Below are 22,998 nucleotides of genomic sequence, written 5' to 3'. Positions count from 1 at the left end.
GTAGCACTAACGGTTAGTGTTTTGAAACAGCTACTGTTTTGCACCTGCTAGTGTTCAGCCATGACCGAGCCGCCTGAGCAGCAGGGGCGCCGCGAGCGCAAGAAGGCCGCGACCCGGCAGAAGATCGCCGACACCGCCCTCCAGTTGTTCCTGGAGCGCGGCTACGACGCGGTGGGCATCCGGGAGGTGGCCGCCGAGGCCGACGTGGCCGTGACCACGCTGTTCTCGCACTTCGCCGCGAAGGAGGCGCTGGTCTTCGACCAGGACGAGGACTTCGAGCGCGGCCTGGTGCGGGCGGTCACCGACCGCAAGCCCGACGACCCGCTGATCCCCGCGCTGCGCGACCAGGTCCAGGCCCTGATCCGGCACTGCACCACGGACGACGCCGCCCCGATGTGGCGCATGATCGACGAGACGCCGGCGCTGCGGCAGTACGAGGCGGCGATGCGGCTGCGGCATGCGCAGGCCTTGGCCACGGCCATCACCGCCGATACCTCCACATACCACACCGCGACGGCCTGCCAAGCGATCGCCCGGTTCGCCGTCGACGCGTTCTCCGTAGCCCGCGAATCGGACGATCCGGAAGCCACCGTGGACGAGCTCTTCGGCATGATCCAGGCGGCTTGGGACGCGCCGACAGCACCCTGATTCAGCGCGCCAGCGACCCCCGGTCCCCCATCACGATGACCGGCTTCAGCGCCGGATCCAGCGTCAGCAGCAGCTGCCTCATGTCGTCGCGCGGCACGCTCACGCACGCGTGCGTCGGTCCGCCGTGGTCGACATGCAGCCAGATGCCGCCACCGCGCGAAGCGCCCATCGGCATCGTCGGGTCCATCGGAGATGTGCCCGGAGTGCGGTTGTAATTGATGGCGATGACATAGTCGAACGACCCCGCCAATGGCTCGTGCCGAAATCCGGTCCCGTTGATGGTGAATCCCGAAGACTGCGTATAGCGCAGCTTTGTTCCAGGATCGGGCAGAAGGCCGCCGGCGTCGGTGAGGCCGAACACCCCGACCGGAGACCTCGAATCGCCGGCGTGGTGCTCGGCGGTCCAGCCGTCGACCGCGTTGTGGCCCTGCCACGCCGGGGCGGCGGGCTGCCATCCGCCGGGAACCCTGGTGAACAGCTGCACTGTCGTGTCCGATGATGTCGAGCCCGCTCCGGTAGCGAGCACCACCTGACCCGCCGAGGCCGGGATCGCGGCCGACGTCCTCGGGCCGAGGCCGGGCAGGCTGGTCAGGACGGTCACCGCCGCCGGCTGCACGACATCGGGATTCGCCCGCGGCACCGAGGAGACGGCCGGGACGGCAGCCTGTGTCGAGGTGGCCGCTATGGGGTCGCTCTGAGCATCCGCGATGCTCGACGAATGCGCTGAGGAACACGCCGTAGGCAATACGCTGACCGCCGCGAAAGGAACCGCTATCCATACCGACTGTATGAGACTTCTGCGAGACATGTTCCAAGCCTGACGAGCACTTGTTCGGAACTCGTCAGGATCGTCGGCACAACTATTCTTGTCGCGCCGGCAGCCGCACTGTCATCGTCGTCCCGACGCCGACCTCGCTGTCAGCCCGAATACTGCCACCGTGCGCCTGCACCAGATGCCGCGCGATGGCCAGGCCGAGTCCGCTGCCTCCGGTACTGCGGTTCCGGGACTTCTCCGAGCGCCAGAAGCGGTCGAAGATGTACGGCAAATCGGCGGCCGCGATCCCCGTCCCGGTGTCCTGCACCCGCAGCTCGACGGCATCGACAGCGTCGCCATCGGCGTCGGCATCGGCGCCGGCGCCAGTCGCGGTCGCGGCCGCGGTCAGCGTGATCCGGCCATCGCGCGACGTGTGCCGCACCGCGTTGGACACCAGATTCCCCAACACCTGCCGGATCCGCTCCGGATCGGCGTACACCTCCAACCCCGGCGCCGCCTCGACCGTCACCGTGATCCCGAGATCCGCGGCCTGGGCCCGGTGCGCGACGGCGATCTGCTGCAGCAGCTCGACCGCCGGGATCGGCTGCGGATGCACCCGCAGCGTCCCGGCGTCCGCGCTGGCCAGGTCCTGGAGATCGTCGATGATCCGCTGCAGCAGTACGGCCTCGTCGTGCAGCGACGTGATCAGCTCCGGCGTCGCCTCGACCACGCCGTCGCGCGTGATCTCCAGCCAGCCGCGGATGTTGGTCAGCGGCGAGCGCAGTTCGTGCGCGATGTCGGCGACCATCGCCTTGCGCTGGGAATCCATCTGCTGGCGGCGCTCGGTCTGCTGGTTGAACGCCATGGCCAGGTACCCGGTCTCGTCGCGGGTGGTGACCGGCGCCCGCGCGAACTCGCCCGGATCGCGCCGCGCCGTGTGGATCAGCGCTCGCAGGGGCCTGACCAGGCGCAGCCCGACGAGCGCGGTCACGGCCAGGGTGAGCGCCAGGACGCTCGCCGCCGTCCAGATGATCTTGCTGCGGTTCTGTCCGGACAGGTCGAAGCGCCCGCGCGCGCTGGTGCCGATGCCGAGGTAGAGCTGGGCCGGGGCGGCCACGTAGGGGCGGAGTTGGTCGAGCCGTGCGGTGTGCAGGCACTGTTCGCTCGGGGCGGCCGTCTCGCCGCGCGGCAGGAGTTCCCGAAGCTGGAAGGTCGGGGTGACGGCCATTTCGTACGGGACGACGAGCCCTTCGCGTGCCACGCACGCCGCGGTGGCCGACGCCAGAGCCGCCAAGGGTTTGGACTCGGTCGGCTGGGGCTCGGCGACGTACTCGTCGTAATCGGGAGCGCAGGTCTCCGCGTCCTTGGTCATCGCGGAGACGTCCTGGACCGTGTATCGGCCGGAAGGCGACTCGACCGTCTGAGCTTGGGTGCCGTCCTTCACCAGGCAGAAGACCTCTTTGTCGGCGATCAGCTTGAGCCCGGTGGATTCCGCCGAGGTGAGCCGGTACGGGCCGACCACGCGCGGGTCGATGCCGGGGTGCTGCGCCCCCGGGTTGGTGGAGGTGTCGAAGCTCAGGGGGTCGACCGTGGCGGTGGCGGACGGCGGCAACGGCGCCGGTTGGGGCGCCGCGGAGTCGCTGATCACCTTGCCGTCGGTGCCGACCAGCGCGACCCGCAGTTGGTACTGCGCGGACAGCTGACGCAGGAACGGCGCGACGCCGGTCCAGTCGGTGTGCCCGACGGCGTAGGTGCTGAGCTGAGAGACGATGTCGCTGTCGGCCTGCAGCGTCTGCCCCTGCTGACGGGCCAGGGCCGAGGTCACGGTGGAGGCGGCCAGCCACGCGGTGGCCGCGATGGCACTGCCGGCGATCAGGCAGGAGGCGGCCAGCAGCCGGACGAGCAGGCTGCGGTAGAGCGGAACCGGCCGCGGCATCAGGGGGCTCCGACCAGTTTGTAGCCGACGCCGTAGACGGTGAGCAGGCGGGTCGGCTTGGCCGGGTCCGGCTCGATCTTGCGGCGCAGGTTCATGACGTGGACGTCCACGGCGCGCTCGGTGGAAGCGCGGTTGAAGCCGCGGGTGTGGCGCAGGAGTTGGGCCCGGGTGAAGACGCGGCCGGGGGCTGCGGCCATCGCGGCCAGGACGGCGAACTCGTCGGGGGTGCAGGCGACGGGGTGGCCGTCGCAGAGGACCGTGTGGTGAACCGGGTCGACGACGAGGGCGCCGACGTGGAGAGCGGTCGAGTTCGGGGCGGGAGCTTCTGCGCCGACACTCCCGCGAGCCCGGCGCAGGACCGTCCGTATCCGTGCCACCAGCTCCCGAGGGCTGTACGGCTTGGTCATGTAGTCGTCGGCCCCGACGTCGAGCCCGGCCAACACGTCGGCTTCCGTCGAGCGCGCGGTCAGCATCAGCACCGGCGTGTCCCCGCGTCCCCGCAACCAGCGGCAGATGCTCAGCCCGTCGGCCCCCGGCAACATCAGGTCCAGGACCACCAGGTCCGGGGGCCGATCCTCAAGGCTGCGGAAGGCAGCCGGCGCGTCGTGCACGACCGTCGCGCGATACCCCTCGCTCACCAGCGACACGCGGATGAGCTCCGCCTGCTTGGGGTCGTCCTCGACGATCAAGATGGTGCCGCTCATCCGACCGACTGTAGAGATGTCAGCGGCCGGAAGCAGCAAAGATCGACGTTCCTGACAGGTTCCTAAAGATTCGCTGCCGCCGGCTGAAGCACCACCGGCAGCGCCTGATGCCCGTTCGAGATCAGCGACCCCAGCGGCGCGAGCTCCGCCCCCGGCGCGAAAGCGATGTCCGGGAACCGCGCGAACAGCTTGTCCAGCACTGTCTCCGCCTCCATCCGCGCCAGCGGCGCGCCGAGGCAGAAGTGCACGCCGTGACCGAACGCGAAGTGGTCCTGCCCCGCACGCGTGACGTCGAACGCGCCCGCGGTCTCGCCGTGCAGGTCCGGGTGGCGGCCGATCGCGGCGTAGGAGGCCAGGATCGCCTCACCCTGCCGGATCACCAGCCCGCCGGCCAGCTCGATGTCCTCCACCGCGTACCGCAGCGGCAGGTGCGCCACCGGCGCCTCGAACCGCAGCGTCTCCTCCACGACGTCGCGCCACGGGGCCTTGCCCTCGTCGACCTTCGCGCGCTCCTCGGGGTGCGTCAGCAGCAGGGTGATGGCCTGGTCGATCAGGTTGACCGTGGTCTCATAACCGGCCGAGACCACCAGCAGCAGCGTGTCGAGCAGCTCCTGCTCGGTCAGCGCCGAGCCGTCGCCTTCCTCGTCCTGGTCGTCGCGGGTGGCGATGAGCACCGAGGTCATGTCGTCGCCGGGGTTCTCACGCTTCTCGGCGACCAGGCCGGCCAGGACGCCGTAGAGCTTCACCGCGTTGTCCTGGGCCTCCTCCGGCGACAGCGTGGTGTCGAACACGGCGTCCACCAGGCCGCGGAACGCCTGCTGCGCGGTCGGCGGCAGCCCCATCAGGGAGCTGATGACCTGGATCGGCAGCGGCACGGCCAGGTTCTCGCGCAGGTCCACGCTCTGCCCGGCCGGGACTTCGGCCAGCGCGTCGAGCAGCGCGTCGGTCATCTCCTCGATGCGCGGGGCCAGCGCGGCCACCCGGCGGCCGGCGAAGGCCGGGCTGACCAGGCGGCGCAGCCTGCGGTGGTCGGCGCCGTAGGCGGTGAACATGTTGCTCACCCCGACCCACAGCGCCAGTGGCCACTTCCCGATGATCTCGTCGGGGAACTTCGGCCAGTGCTGAGCGGCGTCCTTGGACACCCGCGGGTCGATCAGGAGCGCCTTGAGCACCGCCGGATCGGCGACCGCCCACACCTCCTGGCCCAGCAGGTCCACGCGCGTGGCCGGACCGTGGTCGCGCAGATAGGCGTCCTCGGTGTGGCGGTTCGCGCCGGTCGGGTCGAGTGTGAGCACTGGCTGGTCCATGCTGGGGCCTCCATGGCGGACGGGGACGAACGAGGGCTGTTCGGTCGGCGCGACGGGATGGGGGTGGGGTTCGGGTCAGCGCGGGGGGTCGGCGGTTGAGTCAGCGCGACGGGATCGACGCTTCAGTGGGCGGTCGGTTCAGCGCAGCGGAATCGGCGGCGAGCCGGGGATCGTGACCGGCAGCGCCGCCAGCGCCCGGGCGAACGGTCCGGGCCGCCAGACCAGCTCCTCCACCGGGACCGCCAGTTCCATCTCCGGCAGCGCGTCGAGGATCTGGTCGATCGCCGCCTGCGCGATCAGGTACGCGGCGGACTGCGCCGGGCACGCGTGCGGGCCGACGCTCCACGCGAGGTGCGCACGGTTCCCGGCCCGCTGGTCGGAGGCGATCGCGGGATCGTTGTTGCACGCCGACATGCTGATCAGCACCGGCTGGTGCGCCGGCAGCCAGACGCCGTCGATCTGCACCGGATAAGGCGGATAGGAGATGGCGTAGTTGGCCATCGGAGGGTCCTGATACAGCACCTCGTCCAGCGCGTCGCGCACCGTCAGGTTGCCGTCCAGGACGTCGCCGGAGAAGCGGTCGTCGGTGAGGATCAGCAGCAGGGCGTTGGCGATCAGGTTCTGCTGCGGCTCGATCCCCGCGCCGTAGAGCGTGGCGAGCTGATGCACCATCTCCGGGATGTCCAGCGCCGACCCGTGCTGCAGAAGCCGGGTGGTCACGTCGTTGGCCGGGTGCTCCTTCTTCATCACGACCAGCTCGGCCAGCGCCCCGGCCAGCATCGCGTTGCCGGCCTCGGCGTCGTTGCCCTCGAAGATCTGCGCCATCCCGGTGGCGACCCGCTGCCCGATCTCCGGCGGGCAGCCCAGCAGGGTGTTGAGAACCTGGAAGGCCAGCGGGAAGGCGAACTGGGTGATCAGGTCCGCCTCGCCGGCCTGGCACATGTCGTTGATCAAGCCGATCGCCACGTCCTGCACGACCTTGCGCAGGCCGTGCAGGTCCACGCCGCTGAGGCTGTGGACGTTCGCGCTGCGGTACCTGGCGTGCTCGATGCCCGAGCTGCGCAGCGCGTTGGGCCGCCACTCCATCATCGGCTTGACCGGGCAGGCGTTGTCGATCCCCTCCTCCCACTGGCGCGGGTCGGCGGGGAAGCGGTCCTGGTCGTGCAGGATCTTCAGAGCGGCGTGGTAGCCGATCACCAGCGTGGCCGGCACGTCCGGGTGCAGCAGCACCGGCACCAGCGAGCCGTGCAGCCGGCGCATCTCGGCGTAGGCGCCGTGCGGATCGGCGGCGAATTCCGGCGTGTACATCGGGACGCGCGCCGTGGTGGCGTCCGCCGCGGTCTGGGTGGTCACGCAAACATCTCCGGTCGGCTGGGTCGGCTGGTTCGGCTGCTGGTGAGGTGTTCGACGAGCACGATCAACGCCCTGGCCGAGGAGGCCTGGTCGCGGGCGTCGCAGGACGTCAGGGGCGTGCCCGGGGCCAGATCCAGCGCCTCGCGGATCTCCTCGTCGGGGTAACGGCGGGCACCGTCGAACTGGTTCACGGCCACCGTGTAGGGGATGTCCCGCTTCTCCACGGCGCTCAGGATCTCGTCGGCGTGGTCCAGGCGCCGGGTGTCGACGAGCACCAGCGCGCCGAGCGCGCCCCGGGCCAGCTCGTCCCACATCGGCAGGAACCGGTGCTGGCCCGGCGTGCCGAACAGGTACAGCGCCACTCCCCCGAACGTCCGGCGGCCGAAGTCCATCGCCACGGTCGTGGAGGTCTTGGCCGGCAGCCCGGCCAGATCGTCGACCCCGACGCTGGCCTCGGTGATCATCTCCTCGGTCCGCAGCGGCCTGATCTCCGAGACGCTGCCGACGAACGTGGTCTTGCCGACCCCGAAGGGCCCGGCGACCAGGAGCTTCACCGACCGGGTGACGGTGCCGGGCAGGTAGGCGACCTCAGACAAGTTGGCGGAGCCCACGAAGCACCTCTTTCAGCACGTCGACGTCGGGGAGGTCAGCGGCGGGGGTGGGGACGGCCAGATGCCCGGAGTCCATGAGCCCGGCGGCCAGGATCGTCACCACCGACGGCGGCAGGTCCAGGTGCGCGGCGATCTCGGCGACCGACAGCGCGCCGTGCCGGCTGCACACCCCCAGCACCCTGCGCTGCTCCGGAGCCAGGCCCTGGGCCGGGACGTCCTGCGCGACCAGCAGGGTCACCAGCCCCATCTCCCGGCTGGGGCGCACGGCCCCGCCGGTCATGACGTACGCGCGCACCAGATCCGGGTCGCGCCGCGGCCGGCTCATGGCCGGCGCGTCTCGCTGGTGAGCTCGTTGCCCAGCCGCGAGGCCAGGTCGTTCATCCGGTGCACGATCAGCCCGGCATCGGCCGTGGGCGTCGCGCACACCCCGAGCATCGCGTTCTGCCCGGCGGCGGTGACCAGGACCAGCGCCTGGTCGTACTCGATGAGGTTCTGCCGCAGCCGGTTGTTCTCGTCCCCGCACATCGCGGCCAGCGCCTTGCCCAGGGACTGGACCCCGCTGACGGCGGCGGCGAACGCGTCGGCCTCGTCCCGGGTGATCGAGTCCGAATGCGCCATGCGCAGCCCGTCCCCGGAGATCAGGACGGAATAGCGCACCCCTTCGATGTCCAGGCTGGAGAGCATCCAGGTGAGCTTGTTGTTCCCGTCGGCCGGCGGGGCTGAGGTGCTCACGGGCTATCGAGTCCCTTCTGCGGGGTCGGAGGGCGTGGCCGCGCGGTCGGCACCGTGGGCACCGCTCTGCCAGGCCGCGGCGACGCTGGGCCGCGGCTGCGTGGTGCTCAGGACCGGAGGGAGGGGCTGGGTGTCGGTGGTGGCGCTGTGCCGCTTGCGGCGCGGCAGGCCGGTCTCGGTCAGCTCGACCTGCGGGGCGGAGGCGGACGCAGACACGGGCCCGGTCCCGGATGCCGACGCCGCGGACGCCTGCGCGATCGCGTGCCCCTGTCCCTGCGCCTGCCCTTGCGCCTGCGCGGGTTCGGGCGTCACGCCGTCTGTGCCCGTAGCCGTGGACGGGGCGTCGGCGGCCAGCAGCGCCTCGGGGATGAACAGCGCGGCACGCGTACCTCCGAAGGGACTGCTCGATCCGTCGATGGACGCCTGGAACCCGTAGCGCTTGCTCAGCGCCGCGACCGTCGGGAACCCGATCTTCGGATGCGGCCCGAACCGGTGCAGGTCCACGGGTTCCTGCCCGGACAGGATGCGCCGCGCGGAGTCCAGCTGCTCGCTGTTCATGCCCACGCCGGCGTCGTCGACGATGACGGTCACGCCGTGGTGGCCTTCCTGGAACGTGACGTCGACGAACGACCCGGGCGGCGAGTAGCGCGCGGCGTTGTCCAGCAAGGTGGCGACGGCGTGCACGGCGGGCTCGACGGCCTGCCCGACCACCTGCCGGCTCAGCTCCCGCGGCCGGATCCGCTGGTAGTCCTGGATGCGGCCCATCGCCCCGCGCACCACGTCGGTCATCGACTGCGCCGGCCAGCGCCGCCCCGGGAGCCCGCCGCAGACCACGACGTAGGACTGTGCCTGCCGGATCATCTGCTGGACGGTGTGGTCGATCAGGGTGAGGGTCTCGAACGTCTCGTCGCCACGGTGCTGCCGCATGGCCTCGGCGACCACCTTGCTCAGGCTGGCCCCGAGGCTGACGACCGTCTCGGCGAAGGAGCGCACCGCGGACTCAGTGGTCTGCTGCGCCTCTTCTTCCACGCGCTGCCGCACGGCCCCGGCCACCTTGCCCTGGAGCTCGCGAAGGCCGATGGTGTAGCGCTGCGCCAGCACACCGGCGTTGCCGGCGAAGGCGGTGCCGTTGAGGGACGGCGCGAGGGCGAGAGAGGTCCGGGCCACGGGTGCGTCGCTGAGCACATCGGCCACCGCCGGCAGGCCGAGCGCGACGAGCTGGCCCATCGCGGCGTCCCGGGCGGCACACGCCTGTTCGAGTCCTGCGACGCGGGCCCGCAGGCGCCGGGCGGCGGTGACCCAGTACACCGCCAACGCTATCGCGACGACGAGCGCGCCGACCGTGCACCACAGGGCTATATCAGCATTCATCCGTCTTCTCAATCAGGTCTGCGCCGGGAACGAGCCCATGTCAGGCGTGATACTCAGCCGGCTGTGGCCGGAAGGATACACGGAGCATCTACGGTGCCTGACACTACCGCAGTGGGTGAGGGAATCGGAGGCGGATGCGGGTTCGACTATATGTTTCCGTTGCCTGGGTTGGGTTTCTCGGCGGAGGCGGGTTGTTCGTTGGTCGGGTTCGGGTTCGGGGCCACGGTCGCGGTCGCGGTCGGCCACACGCTGACGTGATCGTCGTCCAACGCGACCCGCACCCGATCGCGCATCTCCAGGCGCTCGACGTACTCGCGCGGCAGCTGCATCCGCCCGGCGCGGTCGAGCATCACGTATTCCTCGGCGACGTGGCGTTCGGCGCCGTCTTCGTCCACTGCGACCGCGCGGACCGTCTCGGAGCTGGTGCGGCCGTCACGGATCGCGATGGTGCGCCGCACCTGACCGGCGACGTTCGCGTCGTGGGTCACGACGACGACGGTCACGCCGAGTTCGCGGTTCGCAGTCCGCAGCGCCTCGAACACCTGGTGCGCGGTCGCGGTGTCGAGCTCGCCGGTCGGCTCGTCGGCGAACAGCACGTCGGGGGCGTTGGCCAGCGCGACGGCGATCGCCACGCGCTGCTGCTCGCCTCCGGACAGCTGGTGCGGGCGGCGATCGCGGGCGTAGCCGATGCCGAGGAGTTCCAGGAGGTCGGCGGCCCGTTGTTCGGCCTTGGGGCCGCGCGTCCCGGCGTAGCTCATCGGGAGCATGACGTTGTCGAGCGCGTCCAGGTGGGAGAACAGGTTGCGGCCGGTCTGCTGCCAGATGAAGCCGACGACGTCGCGACGATAGCGCAGGCGGTCTTTCGCCTTCATCGTCAACAGATCGCAGCCGGCGACCCGCGCGCCGCCGGCGGTCGGGGTGTCCAGCCCGGACAGGATGTTGAGCAACGTCGATTTGCCGCTGCCCGAGGCCCCGACGACCGCGACCAGGTCGCCCCGGTCGACGAGCAAGTCAAGGCCCTGAAGCGCCTGCACCTCGACACCCTCGGTCTGGTAGATGCGGACCAGGTTGTCGCAGACGATGTGCGCGTCGTGGCCGAAGCGCGGCCGGGACCGGGTCGCGTCGGCTTCGAGGTCGGGCAGGGTGGTCACGGTGGTCATCGCCTTCTCGTCAGCGGGAATCCAGGCGCAGGACGGGGCCGAGCTTGCGGTGCCGGGCCAGCCGGCTGTCGATCAGCGCGGCCAGCAGGACCAGCACGATCAGGCCGACGCCGAGCGCGGCGGTGGCGGCGAAGTCGACGCGGATGGCGGGTTCGCCGGCGCCGCCGGTGACGGCTTGGAGCTGGAGCGCCGCGCCGAGCAGCGCGGGTATCAGGACACCGAGACCGACGCCCGCCAGCGCGGCCAGGCAGGCCGGCGGCAGCAGTTGGACGATGAGCATGGACGTCGCGGCGCGGCTGCGCAGGCCCATGGTGCGCAGGAACGACACGGCCTCGCCGCGAGCGCGGGCTCCGGCCAGGAGTTCGAGGATGACGGCCAGGAGTGCGAAGGCTGATGCCAGTGCGGCGCAGGCTGTCGCGACCAGAGTCAGGGAGTGAGTGAGAGCACTGGCATCAAGGCTGCTGCCGAGGTCCTTGCGAAGCAGAATCGTGTAGCCGATGTTGGCCGGGAGCGCCGCGCGTAGCTCCGATTCGGCCACGCCGGGGCCGTCGATCACGAGAGTGTCAGGGTCCGTGCCCGGAGCCAGTCGGGACACTGCGGTCAACGGCACCACCAGGAACGGGTCGTTAGGTGTGAGGTCGCCGAGTTCACTTCCGATCACGCGCAGATCGGCGGCGCTCAGGGTCCCGGTGGCGGTTGCGTCGCTGTGCGGGACCGCTGCCGAGGCGTAAGCGAGCTGGCCGGGGCCGGTCAGCAGGTGTGCGAGCCGGGATTGCGGATCAGCTTTCATCAGGGCATCGACGTCCACCGCGATGGTCTTGATCGGCGCGGATCCCGTTGCGGCATCAGGGGTCAGCCACAGCGACTGCTCGGCGATGACGTGCTGGACCCCGGCCACTGCGGCGACGTCGCTCCGCACCGCCGGCGCGAGGCCCCGGCCCGTGATGACGGCGTCGCCGCCGACCGAGTTCGCGGCGTCGACGTGCGCACCGGTGACCGTCCTGGTCACCAAGCCGCCGAAGACCAGCCCGGCGAGTGTGAGGACCAGGACGAGCAGGCCGGCGGCGCCGAGGCCGGAGCTCCGCCTGGCCTGGGCGAACGCGAGGACCGGCACGGCGGAGCGTCGGCGGCGTGCCCAACGCACGCAGGCACCGAGCAGGACAGGATGGATGCGGAGCAGGACGACGGCGCCGACCGCGCCGAGCAGTGCGGGAACCAGGCTGATCTGCGGGTCGACGCGGGGCGCGGCGCTCGCTGCGGCGGTTCCGCGACTGTGGAGGGAGGTGACTGCTGCGATGGCGAGGATCGCCAGGCCGGCTTCGATCGCGAGGCGGCGGCGTCTGGCGATGGCGCCGGCGGTTCTGGCGCGATCGATGGTGGCTACGCGGCGCGGACGGCTGCGAGCCCAGGTGAGCGCCGGCAGGAGTACGAGGCCTGCGATGGCGATCGTGCCGAGCAGCCAGGCGGCGCCGGGACCAGTGCTCTGCGGGCGATGGCGCCCGATGAGCAGCAGCAGGCGCGCGCCGAGCCCGCCGAGTCCCACGGCGGGCACTGTGATCGCCGCACCATGCGCAGCGCGTGCCGTCATCAGGCCTCTGACGCTCGCGCCGCGCGCTCGATGCAGGGCGAGATCACGTTCGCGGCGTGCGACGGTGAGCCGCGCCGCGCTGAAGAGCGTGATAAGTGCGACGGTCGCCAGACTCGCCAGCGAGAACGAGTCCACGACCCAGACTTCGGCGCGCGCCGCCACGAAGCGGTCGAGCGTCGGTTTGATGTCGGCGGAGATGACCAGGCCGTTCCGCGTGACGGCGAACGGTCCGCATTGCTGCGCCATCGTGGGTGCTGTGGTGCCGCACGGGTAGTCGAACGCCGGGTCGGTCATGCGGCCGAGGTATGTGGACAGCGCGGCGGCGCTGTCGGCGGTCAGCGTCGCCGGGGCCAGCGGGAAGGTGATGCTGGTGGTCACCGGTCCGGCGGCTGTGGTTGACGGCAGGACCGCGGCCAGTCCGGGAAAGCTGGTCAGAACGGTCGCGCGCTGGATGAGCGGGGTGAAGCCGTTGCGTGGCGGGCCCTGGCCGGAGACCGGCGCGCGCAGCCAGGGGTGGTTGTACCAGAACGTGGAGGTCGCGGGCGAGGTGGTGTCGATGGGCTCGAAGAAGCCGACGAGGCGAGCGGCGATGGTTGTTGCCGGTGTCCCATCGGGCGCGGGAGTGGTTTGACCGAGGGTGATGGTTTCGCCGAGCGTGAGGTGCAGTGCGTCGCGGGTCGCGACCGAGGCCGCGATCGGCACAGGCGCACCGGACGCCAGCGGGCCCGGCGGCGGCGCGCTGCCGGCGACGTAGCGCAGGCCGCCCGGAACCGGATCGGCGTACTCGACGCGCAGCTCGGGCGGGACTCCGCCGACGGTGGCGATGCCCGGCGCGCCGGCGTCGACGAAGGGCGCGGCGATGTCGACCGACGGCGCGCCGAGCATCGGGCGCGCCCACGACGGGAGCGGCGCGAGCAGTTGGCTGATGAAGCCGGCGAACACGCTGGCCGGTGCTGTGGAGTTGGTGCTGGGACTACCGCTGGTCGTCCCGCTGCCGCTGGTGCTGTCGCTGGCGTCGATGCCGATCGTGCTGAGCGTCGCTGTGACCCCGAGTCCTTGCGCGGAGGCTGTCGCAACGTTCTGACGCAGTGCGCGATCGTCCAGCCTCGCGACCAGCGCAGGACCTGCGCTCACGATCAGAGTGCTGACGGCGATGATCGCGGCCATGCATCCCAACAGCGCGCCGTCGGTCCGCAGTTCGCGGCGTGCCATGCGCACCCGCACCCCGGCGCGCGTCACAGGTCCTCCCCCGCGCGCAGCACTCTGGCCAGGTCCAGCGCGGCGGCGGCACGTGCGATGCCGGACAGCACCGCGACCACCGCCGCGACGGTCGCCAGGCCGAGGCCTCCGGCGCGAAGCCACGGGATCAGCACGGCCATCGCCGGCTGGGCCGCCGAGCCGTCGGATGACGTGGCGAGCAGCGGTTCGGTGATGGCCGCGACGCCGGCGCCGATGACGGTGCCGGCCAGCAGCGCCACCACCGCGACGACCCCTTGCTCGATCAGCAGCGCCGAGGCCAGCTCGCGCGGGCGCGCGCCGAAGGCCCGGAGCGCGGCGAAGCCCCGGGAGCGTTCGCGGATCGAGACGACGGTGTCCATCGCGAAGCCCAGGAGCGCGAACAGCGGGGCGAGGACGACGCAGGCGGCGAACAGGGCGGCCGAGCCGGCGTGGAAGACGTCGGCACGTGCGGCGGTGGTCGCGGTGGTGCGCAGGATCGGGGTGCCGAGGGCGGGGTGCGCGGCGAGGGCTTGTTCGAGCTCTGCGTTGCCGCCGGGTGCGGTCTTGAGCAGCCAGGGCGTGTCGGTTGGCGGCGGCACGCCGAGCGTCGAGAGCTGGTCGGCGAGGGTGGAGAGGTCGAGGATCGCGGCCGGGCCGGTGGTTGTGTCAGCGCCTTGGCCCGGGACGGCGGCGACGACGCCGGTGATGCGAAGCGTGAGCTGCGCCGGGGCGTCGAGGGCGCGGAGCTCGTCGGCGCTGCCGAGGCCGGCGGGCAGGGAGATGTCGGTCGGGGCTTCGTCGGGGGTGACGGTGATCGTGTCGCCGATGTGCGTCCCGGTCGCGGTGAGCAGGTCCTGGCTGACGACGGCGGGAAGTGCGGGGGCCAGGCCATCGGCGAGCGGTGCGGGCAGGGTGGCGGTGACGTTCAGGGGGCCGCGCTGGGGTGGCCGGGCCGTGTCGGTCGTGCCGGTGGTGTTGATGCCGGGGGTCAGGAAGGCGAGCGTGACCAGCGCACCGGCGGAGGCTTTGCTGCGGCACAGCCTGCCGCCGATCTCCTGCCCTGGTGCGGGCTGCGGAACCGGCTCGGGGCAAGCGCTGATCATGGAGTCGTTGCCTGGGCGGCCGGATGCGCCGTGTTGCCCCGCGGTGATTTGCCAGGGGTTGGCATCGGGCGACGTGGCCGGGAGGGTGGGGATACCGTCGGCGGCGGTTCCGGTGATGGCGCGGAGGTCGATGCGGACCAGATGCGTGGTCGGGGATTCCGGTGTCAGGACACTGATGGCGGTGACTCGAAGCGGGTAGGTGGGCGTGCCGGTTCCGGCAAGGTCGAACGTGACGTCGCTCTTGACGTCGTTCGTGGCGTCGTTCGAGGTCAGCGGTTCGGCGCGCGTCACGGTCAGCCCGTCGGCGTCGGTGAGGGTCAGTTCGAGCTCTGAGTCAGCCGGGAGTGCCCCGTCCGAGACCGTGGTCGTCATCGCGACCGTGAGCCGCACTGGACGTCCGGGCAACGGGAGGCCGCCGAGGGCCGTGCCGCCGAGGTGCGCGAGGGCGTTGCGTGCCGACGGGGTGGCGGTGCCGGGGCCGAAGGCCATGACGGCGCCGGCGGTGTGCGGGTCGACGCCGATCAGGGTGGTGGCGGTGTGCGTGCCGTCGGCCGTGGTCGCCGCAGTCGACCAGTACGGCGTCGCGGCGGTGACTCCGGGCGTCGCGGTGTAGGCGGCGCGGCGTGCGAGGGGTGGCAGGGCGGAGCTGTCGATGCGGACGTCCGCGCCGACCGCGAACGCCGCCTGGTCGCCGGTATTGGCGGTGCGCATGGCGGTCGCGGTGAGGGCGAGGGCGCCGACGGAGATCGCCATGACCATCAGCAGCAGCGCCCCGGTGAGGCGGGTCGTGCGGCGGCTGACCTGCCACGCGCCGAAGGCGCCGGTCACGCCGCGGCGGCGCGCCGCGTGCCTGTCCAGGGGCCGCGCGAGGAGCGGGAGCAGGCGCAGCGCCAGGATGGCGAGGGCGCCGGTGACCAGCGCGGGGACCAGGATCAAGACCGGGTCGAGGGAGTCGGTGCCGCCGCCGGTGGCGGTCTGCGCGCTGATCCGCGCGGCCAGCGGAGAGCGGTAGTGGTGGAGCTCGGCCAGGCCCCAGGCCGCGACGGCGGCGAGGATGAGGTCGGTACCGGCGCGCTGGAAGCGTGCGACGCGCGCGCCGCGGCGCCCGAAGGCCGCTCCGGGCGCGCGCTCGACGGCATCGGGCCAGGCAGCAGCAAGGGCGAGGAGGGCTTGGGCGGCGGCGACGGTCGCCGCGATCAGGACGGACTGCGCTGCGGTCGCGGGGAACGTGAGGCCTCTGACGTGCGCAGTCGCGGCAAGCAGGCGGGCCGCTGCGGGCGCGACGAGTGGAACGGCGACGACGAGCGGTACCCCGACGCCCAACCCTTCCAGCCCCACAGCGGCCAGCAGCTTCACCGACCCCGCACCCCGCCCCCGCGCCAACACCAGATCCGCACGCCGCCGCGCCGCCACACTCCGAGCCGCCCGCACCATGGCCGTCCCCGCAAGCAGGATCAGCACACCGGCCGGCACCGCGAGCTCAGCCTCCCCCGCGACCGCCGTGCGCCGCGCCACCAAGCGCCGCTCCGGCAACGCCGAGGAGACGATGATCGGCGGACTGATGAACGCGGCGCCGGGCACCGCACGCGCATCCTGTTGCACGATGGCAGCATCGGCACGATCAACGAGCCCTGACAGGCGCGCCGGGGACAACCCATCGAGGCGCGGATCAACAATCCAACTAACGCTCCCTGCCCGCCCCAGAACAGCGAGCGCCGCCGAGTCCACGACCAGAACCTGCGCCGGATCGGCAGCAACCTGCGGAAGCGCGGCAGGCGGCAAGGCCTGCCAGAACGCGCTGCCGTCGGGGCGGTAAACGCCGACGACGACGAGCGAGCGGCTGCTGGCGGAGTCAGCGCCGACGGTCAGCACGCTGCCCGGGTTGAGGTTCTCGGCGCCGGCCAAGGATGCCGGGATGGCGATCTCTCCCGGCGCGGAAACCCCCGGCCATCGCCCTGCGGTCAGCGCCGCATGCTCCCCGATCCCGCCACCGGCAACCGTCACCGCCGCCACACTGAACGGCTCCGCCCCTCCCCCACCGACCGTCAGCACCGGCGAAGCGTCCAGCCGATACACCGCCCCCGGCACGTCCCCCAACACCCGCCGCGCCGCCGCCGCGACCGCCGCGTCCTCTGCCGCCAGCTCATCGCTGCGGTACGTCCCCAAGTACCGCACCACCCGGTCCGCCGCCGGGGCGCCGCGCAGCACCGCCGCGGGCTCCGAGTGCGCGAGGGCGGCGACGAAGGCGCCCAAGGTGCCGAATACGAGTGCGGCGGACGTCGCCACCAGCGTTGCCGGCAGCCCCGTGCGCAGGCGGTGGGCGGTCTGCCTGAGCGCGCGCCGAACGTGCCGTCTCACCCCGTGGGTCCTTCCAAGCCGACGTGCTCGGTGTGGTGCCTCGGTCCGGTGCCCGTACAGCGGCGAGGCTACAGAGTCGCGACAGCTTGGCGCAATATCCTGACAGGATCTCGAAAGAATCCGAGCGTCGAGAGACCTACATTCCGGCGCTCAGCGCGTCCTGGGCCGACGACGTGCAGTCGCCGCATGCGCGATGTTCTTCGCCCGCGCCGCTTGGTAAGTAAGACCACTGACGATTTCACCGGTGACCACCCGCTACCCGTCCACCGTCAGTCCGCCGGGCGGCCGACCCGACACGGACACCCCTGACAACCCCCGCAGGCGACGCAGCCTCGTTCCGAGGTACAACTCCGGTGTGACGCAATCTGCCGACAACGCCCGGCGCCCGGCCGCCGCAATGCCCTCGACCAGCCCCTGGGCCCCGATGCGCGACCGCATCTTCCGCATCCTGTGGCTCGCGCAGCTGGGCAGCAACGTCGGCTCGTGGATGCAGACGGTCGGCGCGCAGTGGCTGCTGGTCGAGCACAGCTCCTCGACCGCGCTGGTCGCGGCCGTGCAGACGGCCAGCCTGCTGCCGGTGATGCTGTTCTCGCTGCCGGCCGGCGTGATGGCCGACGTGCTGGACCGCCGCCGCCTGCTGATCTACCTGCAGCTGGTCATGGCCGTGGTGGCCGGGGCGCTGGCCTGGCTGACGGCGGCCGGGCTGACCACGCCCGCGGTGCTGCTGGCCCTGACCTTCCTGCTCGGCTGCGGCCAGGCCTTCGTCGGGCCGGCGTGGCAGGCGATCCAGCCGGAGCTGGTGCCGCGCGAGCAGATCCCGGCCGCGGCGACGCTCGGCAGCCTCACCGTCAACCTGGCCCGGGCGGTCGGGCCGGCGGTCGCCGGTTTCCTGGTCGCCGCCTCCGGAGCCGCGCTCGTCTTCGCGATCAACGCCGTGTCGTTCCTGTTCGTCGTGCTGGCCGTGGCGGCCTGGCACCGCGGCCCGCAGCCCGGCGGCGAACACCCCGAGCGGGCGCTGGCCGCGCTGCGCGCCGGCAACCGCTACATGCGCAACGCGCCCTCGCCCCGGCGGATCCTGCTGCGCGCGGCGCTGTTCGTCATCCCCGGCAGCGCGTTGTGGGCGCTGCTGCCGGTGGTCGCCAGCTCCCGGCTCGCGCTGAGCGCCGGGGGTTACGGCGTGCTGCTGGCGGCGTTGGGCATCGGGGCCGTGATCGGCGCGTTCACGCTGTCGTGGCTGAACAGCTTCCTGACGTCGAACCGGCTGCTGGCCGCGTCAGCCCTCGTGTTCGCGGTCGGCACGCTGGTCCTGGGCGAGACCACGAACAAGGCGGCCGTGGTCGTCGTCATGGTGCCGACCGGCGTCGCCTGGCTGGTCTCGCTCTCGACGCTGAACTCGGCCCTTCAGCTGTCGTTGCCGGCGTGGGTCCGGGCCCGGGCGCTGGCGGTGTACCTGCTGGTGTTCATGGGCGGCCAGGCGATCGGGTCGCTGGGCTGGGGCGCGCTGGCCGCGCCGCTCGGCCTCACCACGGTCCTGGTGATCGCCGCGGCGCTGCTCGTACTGGCGGCGGTGAGCGTGCGCTGGCTGCCGCTGCACGCGCTGACCGGGAAGCTGGACCGCACCACGAACGCCAACTGGCCGGACCCGCACCTCACCTACGAACCCGACCTCGACAGCGGGCCGATCCTGGTGGTCAAGCGGTACCAGGTCGCGCCGAGCGACCAGGCCGCGTTCAGAGAGGCGATGGACTGGGTCGGGCTGTCCCGGCGGCGCACCGGCGCGACCCGCTGGGGCGTCTTCCGCGACGGCGACCAGGAGGACACGTTCGTCGAGGTCTTCGAGGTGGCCTCGTGGCAGGAGCACCAGGACCAGCGCTCGATCCGGCTCACCGGTGCCGACTCGGAGTTCGAGCAGCGGGCCAACGACCTGTCCTCACCGGCGCCGACGGTCGAGCATCTGCTGCCGCCGCAGTGGCACGACGAGTAGCAAGCACTCAGGATCTCACCGACCCGCGCCCGAGGGCTCCTCGATCAGCGCGGGCCCGGTCAGGTACTTGGCCGAGACCGCGCAGTTGTACTTCGCGAGGATCGTCCCGAGCGCCCGCACGTCCTCGTCCGTCCAGGCCGCCAGCAGATCCGCGATGTTCTCGGTCCGCCTGGCCTGGACGTGACGCATCAACGACGCGCCATCAGCGGTCGGCGTCACGACCGAGCGCCGCCGGTCGGCCGGGTCGGGACGGCGCTCGACCAGCCCGGCCCCCTGCAACACCGAGACCTGACGTCCCGCCGTGGACGGATCCAGGCCCAGCTGCGCGGCCAGCGCGTTGATGTTCAGCGGCCCGGCCTCGTCCAGCGCGCGCAGCAGCAGGTACTCGGCGCGGTCGAGGTTGTCGTGGATGTCGGTGCGCCGATAGAGCAGTTCGACGTGGCGGATCAGGACGGCCGTCTGCCGCTCGACTCCGGACAGGGCGTCGGTGCGGCGTCGGCCCGCGCCCGCGCCCGGGTTCGCGCCCGGGTCCACGTCGGCTCCGGCACCCGAGCTCGGGCCCGCGCCGACGCCCACTCCGGGCTTCGCCACGGATCCGCTCGTCCGTGCTGCCTCCACGACCGCCTCCAATTATCGGTATGATACATGTAATCTCCGGGCCAGGGCCTTTCCCGCAGGATAGGGCGTCCGAGCCCGCGAGAGCGCCGGCGGCGGACCCGGGACACGGGCCGCCGCGGCGCCGGAACTGGAGGCTGCGGGTGGGTATATCGGCTGCTGGCGACACGACGCGGGCGAGCGCCCCGCTCGAACTCTGGGACCGGATCGTGGCCTCGGACCCGGGCCTGGTGCGGGCCCGGATGGCGGTGTCCGGGGCGGTGGCGATGGCGGCGGCGCTCGCCGTCGAGTTCGGCTACGCCGAGGCGATCCACGACGCGGCCCGCGGCGTACTGGTCGCGATGCTGCTCGGCGGCATGGTCGCGATCATGGGCTCGATGGCCCTGACCGGCACCGCGCGCCGGCCGAAGGTCTGCACAGCGGTGTTCTTCCCGGTCGCGTTCGGGGCGGGACTGCTGCCCGGCGCGCTGGTCGCCGGACACAAGGACCTGATGCTGTGCGTCTTCGTCGTCGTGATGTTCGCCGCGGTCTGGGTGCGGCGCTTCGGACCGGCGTTCTTCTTCTACGGCTTCATGCTGTTCATGGGCTACTTCTTCGCCGCGTTCCTCGGCGCGAAGCTCTCCACGCTGCCGACGTTCTTCGCCGATCTGCTGGTCGGCACGGGAGTCTCGCTGCTGCTGTCGCTGACCGTGCTGGGCCAGCATCCCGGCAGGACCCTGACCCGGCTGCGCAACGCGTTCGGCGCCCGGGCACGTGCCGTGGCCAGGGCGTGCGCCGATCTGCTGGAGGCCGGCGACGATCCGCGCCGCACCGCCCGGGCTGTGCGGCGGCTGCACTCGCGTGGTCTGCGCCTGGCGGAGACGGCGCTGGTGATCGATGCCTGGCTCTCCGAGCCGAATCCCGCTGTGGACGCCGGCGAGGCGTTCGCGCTGCGGCGGCGCCTGCTCGACGCGCAGCTCGCGCTCGACGAGTTGGCGCACGCGACGGAAGCGCTGATCGCGCAAGGCGGGCAGCGGATGCAGGTGCCGGTCCAGACCGCCGGGCTGATCGCGCGCCGCGACTACCATGCCGCTCGCCAGAGCGCGCAGAGGCTGCTGCCGCGGCATGACGACCCGATGGCGGTCGAGGTCGCTGCCGTTCACCAGGCCTTCGAACTGCTCGACGCGGTGAACTCGGCGCTCCCGGCTAGTGGCGGCGGTGGTGACCGTGGCCGTGGCCGTGGCCGTGTGAGCATCCGCGCAAGGATCACGGGTACCGCGAGCGCGAACGCCCAAGACGTCGCAGCCCTCGAATCCACCGTCGCCGCCGGGACCGAGCTCGGCGCGCAGGCACCGCTGGCACGCTTCGCCCTGGCCGCCACGGCCATCGCGGATCTGGCGATCGCCGGCACTCCCGAACAGTCAGAAGTACCGAGGAAACCCGCCCACGCACGCGCTCCCCACTTCGCACCGGCCGTCGCCCTCGTCCAGGGCCGGCTGCCCGGATCCGCCGCCGTCGCCGGAGCCCTTCCGGCGCGCGGCCGCTGGAACCCGCTCAGCCGCGCATCGCTCACGACGCGCCAGGCGGTGCAGGTGGCGCTGGCCGGGGCGCTCGCGATCGTCCTCGGCCGGATCCTGTCGCCGGAGCGCTACTACTGGGCCGTGATCGCCGCGTTCGTGGTCTTCGGCGGCACCGCGACCAGGTCGGAGACCTCGCACAAGGCGCTGGCGCGGGTGCTCGGCACGGCGCTGGGCCTCGGGGTCGGCGTCGGCCTGGCCGCACTGACCTCCGGGCACACCGTGACCGCGGTCGTGGTGATCGTGGCGAGCATGTCGTGCGGGTTCTACGTGGTCAACCTCTCGTACGCGGGCATGATCTTCTTCGTCACGATCATGGTGGCGCAGCTCTACGGCGTGCTGCACGAGACCGTGCCGTCGCTGCTGGTACTGCGGTTGAAGGAGACCGCGCTGGGCGCCGCGGTCGGCATCGCCGTCGGCGTGTTCGTGCTGCCGACGAGCACCCGCGACACGCTGGACGCCGCCGAGCGCGCGTTCCTGGAATCCGTCGCCGACGTGCTGCGCGCGAGCGCGTCAGCCCTCGACGACGAGACCGAGCCGGACCTGCCGGTGCGGGTCCGGCTCATGGAGGAGCGGATGCGGCAGCTCGCGCTGGTCGCGAAGCCGATGACCAGGCCTCTGATATCGGGCACCGATCCGGTCGCGGCGCGCGACCGGCTCGCCGGGCACGCCTCGATCGCGCGACGGACCCGGGCGCTGGCCGACGTGCCGAACCGGCTCGCCGGGAGTGGGGCCGCCGGCGTAGTCGGGGGCGCCGCCGGGAGCGGGCTCGGCGTCGGGGGCGGGATCTCGGACGGGCTCGGGGCCGGGCCGTCGTCGGAGTTGGCGCGGACGTACCGGGTCCTGGCCCAGGCGATCGAAGCGCGCTGAGATCCTGCGGCTCAGGCCGCCAGATCCTTGATGAGCACTTCGAATTCGAGATCGTCTCGACGTGGCTTGCCGAATCGCTCGTCGCCGTAAGGGAACGGCTTCATCTCCCCGGTGCGCCGGTATCCGCGGCGCACGTACCAGTCGATCAGGTCGGCCCGCTGCCGGATGACGGTCATGTGCATCGTGCTCATGCCGAACTCGTCGCGCGCCAGCTGCTCGGCGACCGTCAGCACGCGCTTGCCCAGCCCGCCGCCCTGCGCCTTCGGGCTGACGGCGAACATGCCGAAGTAGGCGTACGTCTCCCGGTGCTGCACCAGGCAGCACGCGACCAGGTCCGCGCCGGACTCGGCGACCATCATGCGGCTGGCCGGGTCGGTCACCGCCTCGGTGACGTCGGCCTCGTCGGTGCGCTGGCCGTCGAGCAGGTCCGCCTCGGTCGTCCATCCCGTGCGGCTGGAGTCGCCGCGGTAGGCGGACTCGATCAGGGTGACGATCCGGGGCACGTCGTCGACCGTCGCCACGCGGATCTCCGGCTCGGGGGCGGTGGCCGGTCGCTCAATGTCGCTCACCTGACACATCCTGCCCCAACCGGGCGCACTCGCCTCTCAGCCGTCCGCGATGTGTTCCATCAACGCCGCGGCCAGCCGCAACACCTGGCGCTCGGTCTCGGTCAGGCCGGCCAGGGCCCCGGCGAGCCAGGCGTCGCGCTCGGCGACGTCGCGCTCCAGCTCGCGGCTGCCGGCGTCGGTGAGCGTGATGATCGACTGCCGGCGGTCCCCGGCGTCGGCGGAGCGGCCGATGAGGCCGTCGCGCTCCAGGTCGGCGAAGACGCGGGTGAGGGACTGCGGCTGCTGGCGGTCGACGGCGGCGATCTCGCCGGGGGTGGAGGGGCCGTGGTGTTTCAGGTGGCTCAGGACGCTGATCTTGTTGGTGCTCAGCGCTCCGGCCGAGCGGCTGGAGCGCAGGCGGCGGGCCAGGCGGATGGCGCCGTGGCGGATGGCTGTGGCGGTTTCCAGGTGATCCGGTGAGGTCTCGGCGTTTGTCACATCCGTACGCTATCACTTACTATCCGAGTGACACCACTTACGCTCCTCATGCTCTGACGTGCAACTTTCTCGCTCAAGGTCGTA

Annotated in this window: 18 protein-coding genes; 3 read left to right on the top strand and 15 right to left on the bottom strand. The window is 71.9% G+C overall.

All coding sequences use genetic code 11. The features are described from left to right. The first annotated feature begins 60 nt into the window (after window positions 1–60). Window positions 61–648 carry a TetR/AcrR family transcriptional regulator gene (locus ABH920_RS42685; RefSeq protein ID WP_370355031.1) on the top strand — a complete coding sequence of 196 codons (588 nt, stop codon included), beginning with the start codon at window positions 61–63 and terminating at the stop codon, window positions 646–648. Window position 649: 1 nt separating this feature from the next. Here ABH920_RS42685 and ABH920_RS42680 read toward each other — a convergent pair whose 3' ends face one another. From ABH920_RS42680 to ABH920_RS42625, 12 genes are all read right to left on the bottom strand, one after another. After that, window positions 650–1,456 carry a L,D-transpeptidase family protein gene (locus tag ABH920_RS42680; RefSeq protein WP_370355030.1) on the bottom strand — a complete coding sequence of 269 codons (807 nt, stop codon included), beginning with the start codon at window positions 1,454–1,456 and terminating at the stop codon, window positions 650–652. 52 nt (window positions 1,457–1,508) lie between these two features. Next, on the bottom strand, window positions 1,509–3,338 hold the full coding sequence (locus ABH920_RS42675; protein WP_370355029.1) for a sensor histidine kinase: 1,830 nt from the start codon (window positions 3,336–3,338) through the stop codon (window positions 1,509–1,511). Further along, on the bottom strand, window positions 3,338–4,042 hold the full coding sequence (locus ABH920_RS42670) for a response regulator (protein ID WP_370355028.1): 705 nt from the start codon (window positions 4,040–4,042) through the stop codon (window positions 3,338–3,340). Before ABH920_RS42670 ends, ABH920_RS42675 begins: the two co-directional genes overlap by 1 nt. A 62-nt stretch (window positions 4,043–4,104) precedes the next feature. Further along, a complete protein-coding gene (locus ABH920_RS42665; protein ID WP_370355027.1) occupies window positions 4,105–5,349 on the bottom strand; it encodes a cytochrome P450 in 1,245 nt (414 codons plus the stop codon). A 138-nt stretch (window positions 5,350–5,487) separates the two neighbouring features. Next, window positions 5,488–6,657 (bottom strand): cytochrome P450, encoded by a 1,170-nt coding sequence (locus ABH920_RS42660; protein WP_370355062.1) that lies wholly within the window; start codon window positions 6,655–6,657, stop codon window positions 5,488–5,490. Window positions 6,658–6,698: 41 nt separating this feature from the next. Beyond that, window positions 6,699–7,313 carry an ATP/GTP-binding protein gene (locus ABH920_RS42655; protein ID WP_370355026.1) on the bottom strand — a complete coding sequence of 205 codons (615 nt, stop codon included), beginning with the start codon at window positions 7,311–7,313 and terminating at the stop codon, window positions 6,699–6,701. Next, on the bottom strand, window positions 7,291–7,638 hold the full coding sequence (locus tag ABH920_RS42650; protein WP_370355025.1) for a DUF742 domain-containing protein: 348 nt from the start codon (window positions 7,636–7,638) through the stop codon (window positions 7,291–7,293). The genes ABH920_RS42655 and ABH920_RS42650 overlap by 23 nt, the downstream gene beginning before the upstream one ends. Continuing rightward, entirely contained in the window at window positions 7,635–8,045 is a 411-nt protein-coding gene (locus ABH920_RS42645; protein WP_370355024.1) for a roadblock/LC7 domain-containing protein, read from the bottom strand. Before ABH920_RS42645 ends, ABH920_RS42650 begins: the two co-directional genes overlap by 4 nt. A gap of 3 nt (window positions 8,046–8,048) precedes the next feature. Further along, on the bottom strand, window positions 8,049–9,416 hold the full coding sequence (locus tag ABH920_RS42640) for an ATP-binding protein (RefSeq protein WP_370355023.1): 1,368 nt from the start codon (window positions 9,414–9,416) through the stop codon (window positions 8,049–8,051). A 146-nt stretch (window positions 9,417–9,562) separates the two neighbouring features. After that, window positions 9,563–10,576, bottom strand: a complete 1,014-nt coding sequence (locus ABH920_RS42635) for an ABC transporter ATP-binding protein (protein ID WP_370355022.1) — start codon at window positions 10,574–10,576, stop codon at window positions 9,563–9,565. Between the two features lie 10 nt (window positions 10,577–10,586). Beyond that, window positions 10,587–13,403, bottom strand: a complete 2,817-nt coding sequence (locus tag ABH920_RS42630; protein ID WP_370355021.1) for an FtsX-like permease family protein — start codon at window positions 13,401–13,403, stop codon at window positions 10,587–10,589. After that, window positions 13,400–16,843: an FtsX-like permease family protein gene (locus ABH920_RS42625; protein ID WP_370355020.1), complete on the bottom strand. Its 3,444-nt coding sequence runs from the start codon at window positions 16,841–16,843 to the stop codon at window positions 13,400–13,402. The genes ABH920_RS42630 and ABH920_RS42625 overlap by 4 nt, the downstream gene beginning before the upstream one ends. Before the next feature lie 397 nt (window positions 16,844–17,240). On the opposite strand from ABH920_RS42625, the gene ABH920_RS42620 reads away from it, so the two are divergent. After that, complete coding sequence (locus ABH920_RS42620; protein WP_370355061.1) at window positions 17,241–18,827, top strand: MFS transporter; 1,587 nt, start codon at window positions 17,241–17,243, stop codon at window positions 18,825–18,827. Between the two features lie 15 nt (window positions 18,828–18,842). Here the strand turns inward: ABH920_RS42620 and ABH920_RS42615 are convergent, their stop codons facing one another. After that, window positions 18,843–19,418 (bottom strand): MarR family winged helix-turn-helix transcriptional regulator, encoded by a 576-nt coding sequence (locus ABH920_RS42615; protein WP_370355019.1) that lies wholly within the window; start codon window positions 19,416–19,418, stop codon window positions 18,843–18,845. Between the two features lie 167 nt (window positions 19,419–19,585). Here ABH920_RS42615 and ABH920_RS42610 point away from each other — a divergent pair, with 167 nt between their 5' ends. Continuing rightward, window positions 19,586–21,868, top strand: a complete 2,283-nt coding sequence (locus ABH920_RS42610) for an FUSC family protein (RefSeq protein ID WP_370355018.1) — start codon at window positions 19,586–19,588, stop codon at window positions 21,866–21,868. 11 nt (window positions 21,869–21,879) lie between these two features. Here ABH920_RS42610 and ABH920_RS42605 read toward each other — a convergent pair whose 3' ends face one another. Both ABH920_RS42605 and ABH920_RS42600 read right to left on the bottom strand, forming a co-directional pair. After that, complete coding sequence (locus ABH920_RS42605; protein WP_370355017.1) at window positions 21,880–22,446, bottom strand: GNAT family N-acetyltransferase; 567 nt, start codon at window positions 22,444–22,446, stop codon at window positions 21,880–21,882. Between the two features lie 27 nt (window positions 22,447–22,473). Then, window positions 22,474–22,914 (bottom strand): MarR family winged helix-turn-helix transcriptional regulator, encoded by a 441-nt coding sequence (locus ABH920_RS42600; RefSeq protein WP_370355016.1) that lies wholly within the window; start codon window positions 22,912–22,914, stop codon window positions 22,474–22,476. Between the last annotated feature and the right edge of the window lie 84 nt (window positions 22,915–22,998).

The sequence above is a fragment of the Catenulispora sp. EB89 genome, assembly GCF_041261445.1.
Taxonomy (GTDB): Bacteria; Actinomycetota; Actinomycetes; order Streptomycetales; family Catenulisporaceae; genus Catenulispora.
This window is presented reverse-complemented; position numbering and strand designations above follow the sequence as displayed.